4 protein-coding genes and 3 pseudogenes are annotated in these 6,645 nt (G+C 68.8%); 3 read left to right on the top strand and 4 right to left on the bottom strand.

The genetic code is table 11. The features are described 5' to 3' along the window. Window positions 1-1,778, bottom strand: a pseudogene (gene hutU, locus GJ632_RS17905) (urocanate hydratase); the annotation flags it as partial. Window positions 1,779-1,840: 62 nt separating this feature from the next. Here hutU and GJ632_RS17900 point away from each other — a divergent pair. Then, window positions 1,841-2,524, top strand: a pseudogene (locus GJ632_RS17900) (helix-turn-helix domain-containing protein). A 4-nt stretch (window positions 2,525-2,528) separates the two neighbouring features. On the opposite strand, the gene GJ632_RS17895 reads toward GJ632_RS17900, so the two are convergent. Then, window positions 2,529-2,873 (bottom strand): hypothetical protein, encoded by a 345-nt coding sequence (locus GJ632_RS17895; RefSeq protein ID WP_191453659.1) that lies wholly within the window; start codon window positions 2,871-2,873, stop codon window positions 2,529-2,531. A 50-nt stretch (window positions 2,874-2,923) separates the two neighbouring features. Continuing rightward, window positions 2,924-4,113, bottom strand: a pseudogene (locus GJ632_RS17890) (redox-regulated ATPase YchF). Window positions 4,114-4,245: 132 nt separating this feature from the next. Here GJ632_RS17890 and GJ632_RS17885 point away from each other — a divergent pair. Next, window positions 4,246-4,560 (top strand): hypothetical protein, encoded by a 315-nt coding sequence (locus GJ632_RS17885; RefSeq protein WP_191453658.1) that lies wholly within the window; start codon window positions 4,246-4,248, stop codon window positions 4,558-4,560. Then, entirely contained in the window at window positions 4,557-4,970 is a 414-nt protein-coding gene (locus tag GJ632_RS17880; protein WP_231751659.1) for a hypothetical protein, read from the top strand. The genes GJ632_RS17885 and GJ632_RS17880 overlap by 4 nt, the downstream gene beginning before the upstream one ends. Window positions 4,971-5,211: 241 nt before the next feature. Here the strand turns inward: GJ632_RS17880 and GJ632_RS17875 are convergent, their stop codons facing one another. Further along, a complete protein-coding gene (locus GJ632_RS17875) occupies window positions 5,212-6,393 on the bottom strand; it encodes a hypothetical protein (RefSeq protein ID WP_197428071.1) in 1,182 nt (393 codons plus the stop codon). Window positions 6,394-6,645: the final 252 nt, after the last annotated feature.

Genomic DNA, 6,645 nt, shown 5'->3' with positions numbered 1-6,645 from the left:
GCGCCGCCGGGCCGGTGTCGTCCGGCGGCATCGGAACGCGGACGCCAGAGCGTGCCGCCTCGTCGAGTGCCTCCTCGTAGCCCGCATCGGCGTGGCGCACGACGCCCATCCCGGGGTCGGTGGTGAACACCGCGCGCGCCTTCTCGGCCGCCAGGTCGGAGCCGTCGAGGACGACGTGGTTGTTCGCGTGCAGGGCGTTGCCGATGCCCACGCCGCCGCCGTCGTGGACGCTGACGACGTCCGCGCCCGCCGCGCAGTTCACCAACGCGTTCAGGATGGGCCAGTCCGCGACGGCGTCGGTGCCGTCGCGCATCGCCTCAGTCTCGCGGTTCGGGCTGGCGACGCTCCCGGCGTCGAGGTGGTCGCGGGTGACGACTATCGGCGCCGAAATCTCGCCGTCGGCGACGAGTTCGTTTATCTTCAGGGCGAATCGTGCGCGTTCGCTCACTCCCTCGTCGTCGGTGCGGGACCCGAGCCAACAGACGCGGGCGGGGAGGCCCTGGAACTGCACCTCCTCGCGGGCCAGTCGAATCCACCGGGCGAGTCGGTCGTCGTCGGGGAACAGGTCGAGGACGGCGTCGTCGGTCCGGCGGATGTCCTCGGGGTCCCCCGAGAGGGCGACCCACCGGAAGGGACCCTTCCCGCGGCAGAACAGCGGTCGGATGTACGCCGGGACGAACCCGGGGAAGTCGAAGGCGTCGTCGCGGCCGGTGTACGACTGCACCTGCCCGCGGATGTTGTTGCCGTACTCGAACGCGACGGCCCCGCGGTCCTGCATCTCCAGGATGGCGTCCACGTGTCGCTCCATCGTGTCGACGCTCTCCTCGACGTAGCGGTCGGGGTCGCGTTCGCGGAGTTCGTCGGCCGCTTCGACGGTGTATCCGCTCGGGTAGTAGCCCTCGAGTTCGTCGTGCGCGCTGGTCTGGTCGGTCACCGCGTCGGGGACGAACCCCCGTTCGAGCAACTCCTCCAGCACGTCCGCGGCGTTGCCGTGGCGCCGACGCTGTAGGACTCGCCCGCCGCCGCGGCCGCCTCGGCGCGTTCGACGGCCTCGGCCACCGAGTCGGTCTTCTCCATGCAGTACCCCGTCTCGATGCGCCGGTCGATCCTGTCCTCGTCCACCTCGGCGGCGATGCAGACGCCGCCGTTCATCGTCACCGCGAGGGGTTGCGCGCCGCCCATCCCGCCGAGTCCGCCGGTGACGACCGTTCGCCCGCGCAGGCCCTCCTCGTCCGGGAAGTGCTGGCGACTGAGTTCCGCCAGCGTCTCGTACGTCCCCTGCAGGATGCCCTGCGTCCCGATGTACGCCCACGACCCGGCGGTCATCTGGCCGTACATCGTCTTCCCCTCGGCCTCCAGTTCGTGGAAGTGCTCCCAGTCGTCCCACTTGCCGACGAGGTTCGAGTTGGCGATGAGCACCCGCGGGGCGCGTTCGTGCGTTCGGAACACGCCCACCGGCTTGCCCGACTGGACCAGGAGGGTCTCGTCGTCGGCCAACTCCCGGAGTTCCGCGAGGATGGCGTCGTAGGCGTCCCACGACCGGGCGGCGCGGCCGGTGCCGCCGTACACCACGAGGTCCTCGGGCCGTTCGGCCACCTCGGGGTCGAGGTTGTTGTTGAGCATCCGGAGGACCGCCTCCTGTCGCCACCCCCGGCACTCGATGTCCGTGCCCGTCGTGACCCCTGATACCGCCGCCACTCCGCCGAGGGGTCACCGACGCGTGTCGTCCGCCGTCCGCGCCGTCTGCGTCGTCCATACCGGTCGTTGACGCGCCGCACACATACCGAATAGACCTCCGTTCGGAGGGTAGTTTATATACTCCCGGCGCGCACGTGTCGGTGTGTACGAGGCGACGTTCGAGATTTCGGGCGACGGGGGGGTACTCGGTGGCGACGGCCGCGACGGAGGCGTCCGTCGAACTGTGGTGCAACGACCACTGCGACCTGTTGCACGTCCGCGGGCCGGACGCCGAGTCGGTGGTCGAACGCGTCGAACGCCTCGTCGGCGTCCGCGAACGACTCGACCGCTCGGCGGAGGTGCTCCTCATCACCGACGACTGCCTCCGACGGCGCGAGACGGACGCCATCGAGACGTACCTCGTCCGCAACGACTGTCTCCTCCTCCCGCCCCTCCGCTACGAGGGCGGCGCGAAAGTCTGTCGCGTCCTCGCCCTCGACTCCGCGTCGCTGACCGACCTCTACCGCGAACTCGTCGACGACGGGACGACGGTGGACGTGCTCTCGAAACGGCACGTGAACGTGGTGTCGGAGGCGCGCCGCTCTCGCCGGCGATGGCACTTCCGGACCTCAGTCCGCGACAGTACGACGCCCTCCGACTCGCCGTCGAGGACGGCTACTACGAGATACCGCGCCGGACGACGACGGCCGAACTGGCCGACCGTCTCGGAGTCAGTCGACGGACGGCCGAAGAACACCTGCGGCGCGCGGAGAACAAACTGGTCGCCGCCGTGTTCGCGCACCTCCGCGGCCGCGGGCACGGGCACGGCGGCGGGCGGACGGACTGACGACCTACTCGCTGGCTTCCGCCGACGGTCCCTCTGCGCCTCCCTCGGGCGTCGGCGTCTGCGCGACGCCGACGTACGACTCGACGGCCGCAGAGAGCATCGACCGCCAGTCGTCGAACTCCGAGTGGGCCGCGACGTGGTCGTCCCACTCGCGTTCCGGGATGCTCTCGAACGATTCCTGACCTTCGACCTCGTGGCTGCACGACTCGATGAACCCCGCGATGGACTCGCTGTCCGTGTGCGCCGCCATCCAGTCGTCCCCGAAGAGGTCGTCCAACGTCACGTCGCCCCCGAGACCACCGATTTCCCCCGAAACGGTGGCGTCGAGCGCGGAGTGTTCCTCCCGCATCGTACCCTTCGTAACGGCTCCCCCTTGATAGCTCATGCGACTTTTCGGCCTCAGCCAGTGGTCACGATTTCCAACACGTCGCGGTGGTCGAGTTCGTGGTCGGAGCCGACCTGTCGCTCCGACCGGCAGTCGATGCCGTGCAGGAGTCCGTCGCCGATGTCCGAGTGCAGGTGGTAGGCGAAGTCCTCCGTCGTCGACCCCTCCGGGAGGATGAAGCAGTCCCGGAACACGCCCTGCGTGTCGGACCTCCCGTTGGCGCTCCCCGGGAAGATGGCTATCGCGCCCATCACGTCGAACAGGGCCGCCTCCAGCGACCGCTGGACGCCCGCGCCGCCGTACGCGTCGAGGAACTCCCGAATCTGTTCGAGTCCCTCCTCCTGGTCCTCGCTCACGTCGCCGACGATGTCGAAGTCGTCCGCGCCGGGTTCGTAGTCGACGACGCCGCCGGCTTCGGCCTTCTTCAGCGCCTTCTCCGCGTGCGCGCTCGCGGGGACGAACGTCAGGTGGTCGTAGTCGGGGTCCGACGTTATCTCCTCGAAGTTCTCCTGTGCGGCGGGCTTGTCCATCTTGTTCGCCGCGATGAGCATCGGTTTCGTCCGCTTGCGAATCTCCCGGGCGATGGCCTCCTTGTCCTCGTCGTCCCACTCGTCGGGGTCCAGCGAGCGTCCGAGGCTCAGCACGACCTGTTTTATCTCGTCTTTGTTCGTCTTGACGCCGACATCTGCTCCGCGAGGTCCTCCTCGACGTTCTTCTCCTCGCCGTGGTAGCCCGACCGGTAGCGCTCTAACCCCTTCTCCAGCACGTCGAGATACCACATGTCGAGTTCGTCCTCGAGGAAGTCGATGTCGTCGCGCGGGTCGTGCCCCTCCGTCTTCTCGCCCTCGATGTCCGTCTCGCCGGAGAAGTCCACGACGTGCACGAGGACGTCCGCCTCGTTCAGGTCGGTCAGGAACTGGTTGCCGAGGCCCTTCCCCTCGTGCGCCCCGGGGATGAGACCCGCCACGTCGACGAGTTTCACCGGGACGAACCGCGTGCCGTGGTCGCAGAACCCGACGGAGGGCGTGCACGTCTCGTCGAACTCGGGGGCCGCGCAGTCGACGCGGACGTACGCCTCGCCGACGGAGGGGTCGATAGTGGTGAACGGGTACGCCCCCTCGGGCACGTCGTTCATCGTCGCCGCGTTGAAGAAGGAGGACTTGCCGACAGAGGGCTTGCCGACGAGTCCGATCTTGTAGCTCATTGAATTCTCGGAGTTACTCGTTCGCCAAAAGGCGTCCTATCTGCCGCCTCTCAGGGGCGTGCTGCCAGTTCGCACGGGGTCCGCGACGCGCGCACCACCGGGTATTTGTCCCGCCGCGCCCGAGATGCGGGTATGACCGACAGCGACGCCGGTGCGGACATCGACGCTGCCGACACCTTCGGCGTCGGCATCCACGTCACGGACGCCGACCTCCAGTTCGTCGTCCACGTCCCCTCGAACATCGACTCGGGGTGGACCGACCCCGACGAGTTCCAGCGACTCGTCGAACGGGTCGTCTGGGACCGACTCGACCGACGGCGGGTGCTCGAAGCCGTCGCCGCCGACACGCCGGCGGGCGAGACGGTGACGCTCGGCCGCGTCACGCTCAGCCCCGACGGCACCGTCGTCGAAACCGACCTCTCCTCGCCCGTCGACGACGACGCGTGACTCGCGACACGGACGCCACTGCGGACGGTGTCGGCGCGGACGGCGACGCGGACGCACTCGCCGCCGTCGTCGACAGCGCTCTCGAACGCGCGCTCCTGGACGAGACGGACTCCCGACGCTACTTCGCGCTGGCCGGAGCCATCGTACGCGCCCGCGAGGACGCCGACGCGGCGTCGGACCCCCTCGCGGCGGCGCTGGTCTGCACCGCCGCCGTCTCGGCGTTGGAGTCCGTCCCTCCCGAACCGACGTGGTCGCCGCCGGACGCGCGCACCGAACTCGTCGCCGCCGGCGCGGTTCGGGCGACGCGGCGGTTCGACGCCGACCCTGACCACGTCGCCGCCCGGGCGGGGCTACCGCTCTCGGACCTTCGAGCACGCCTCGAAAAAGAGCGCCGCGGAGACCAACTCTGAGCGTCGTTCGCGCATCCGCGACGGCGACGGACGCTCGTCGCCGAATCTCTCGACCCGAACTGCGTCGGCCGACTAGTTCTTACCGTTGCCGTTACCCTTCGCGTGGTCCGGCGGTCCCTGCCCGTCGTCGTCGGAGTCGTCAGACTCGTCGGCGTCGTCGGAATCAGCGTCGTCGTCGGAGTCGTCACCGCTCTCGTCGTCAGCGGCGTCTTCGGACTCTGCCTCCTCCGCGTCGTCTTCCTCAGTCTCGGCCGTCGTCGTCCGCGTCCTTCTGCGCCCGCTTCTCGTTCTTCTTCTCCTTGGCGTGTTCGGGCGGACCCTGCTCTCCGTCCTCGCTCTGGGCTGCCTCGTCGTCCGCGTCGGCGTTCTGCTTCGCCTGCCCCGGTGCGTCGCCCGACTGACCGGGGGCGTCGCCCGACTGACCGGGTGCGTCACCCGACCGGCCGGGGGCGTCGTCCGCGTTCCCGGGGTTGTTCTCCGTCACGAAGTCGGAGATGATGCGCCCCGGCGGGCCGTTGAACCCGGCGGCGCGGAGTGCGTCGACGAATCGCTTCACCGCGCTCCCGAAGTTCTTCTCCGCTTCGACGAACTCGGTCGTCAGGCCGACCGTCTCGGAGACGGTGTCGCCGTCGGCCGTCGCGGTCACCGTGACGGAGACGTTCTCCGTCGGTGCGGGCAGCGAGACGGTGCCGTCCGCGTCCGTCTCGTACGTGCCCGTCCCGTCGTAGTCGCCGTCGCTCGTCACGTTCACCGTCGCGTTCTCGACGGCCTCGTCGCCGCGTTCGACGCTGACCTCGACGCCCGTCGTCTGTTCGACGTCGAGACCGAGGTCGGCCTCGGGCGCGACGAGCGTCACCGTCCGGGTCGTCTCGTCGTCACCCTCGGCGACGGTCACCGTCGCGGTGACGTTCTCGTCGGGTGCGGCGAGTCCGACCGTGCCGTTCTCGTCGGTGGTGTAGTTACCGACCGCCGCGTAACTGTCGTTCGCGACGCTGACTTCCACCGTCGCGTTCGGCACGGCGGAGCCGTTCCGTTCGACGCCCACGGCCACGCTCCCGTCGGATGCCTGCGTCACGTCGACCGACAGGTCCTCGTCACCCTCGATCAGGACTGTCGTCTCGGCGGTCCGGTTTCCGTCCGTCGCGACGACGGTGACGTTCTGCGTGTCCTCGGGTTGCGCGAGCGATACGGTGCCGTTGGCGTCCGTTCGGTACGTCCGTTCGTCCGCGTACCCGGCGTCGCCGTCCACGGTCACCGTCGCGTTCTCGACCGCGGTCCCGTTCTCTGTCACGGCGACGAGCACGTCACCCGTCGCGCCGTCCTGTTCGACCGTCACGTCCAACGTCGTCGCGGCACTCGCCGCCGGGACGGCGGCGGCCACGAGGAGGACTGCGACGAAGACTGTGAGCGATTTGATGCGCATTGCATCCTCACCGAAACGCGACATACACATAATTCAGAACGTTGCTGAACCCGACTCGCTTCCGTTTTAGCCGGATTTAATCCGGCTTAATCGGGAGTCTGCGCGGGTTTACGGCCTTTTCGCGGGAGGGTGGCGATAGCGGTCGCTGTAGGGTATGGTTCGAAATGAAGAACGCCACACGGGTCGGCCCGTGTGGGCGTTCGGATCTGCATATGAGTGGGAGGCGGCGAGACAGCGTTTCCAGAGGTTCGC

This window comes from Halogeometricum sp. CBA1124, from assembly GCF_009741955.1.
Taxonomy (GTDB): domain Archaea; phylum Halobacteriota; class Halobacteria; order Halobacteriales; family Haloferacaceae; genus Halogeometricum; species Halogeometricum rufum.
Note: the sequence above shows the minus strand (reverse complement) of the source record. Positions and strands in the feature narration are given on the sequence as shown.

What these genes read in the sequence shown, in the direction of transcription:
- GJ632_RS17895 (WP_191453659.1), bottom strand. Translation starts at nt 2,873, where the DNA reads ATGCGGGAGGAACACTCCGCGCTCGACGCCACCGTTTCGGGGGAAATC.
- GJ632_RS17885 (WP_191453658.1), top strand. Translation starts at nt 4,246, where the DNA reads ATGACCGACAGCGACGCCGGTGCGGACATCGACGCTGCCGACACCTTC.
- GJ632_RS17875 (WP_197428071.1), bottom strand. Translation starts at nt 6,393, where the DNA reads ATGCGCATCAAATCGCTCACAGTCTTCGTCGCAGTCCTCCTCGTGGCC.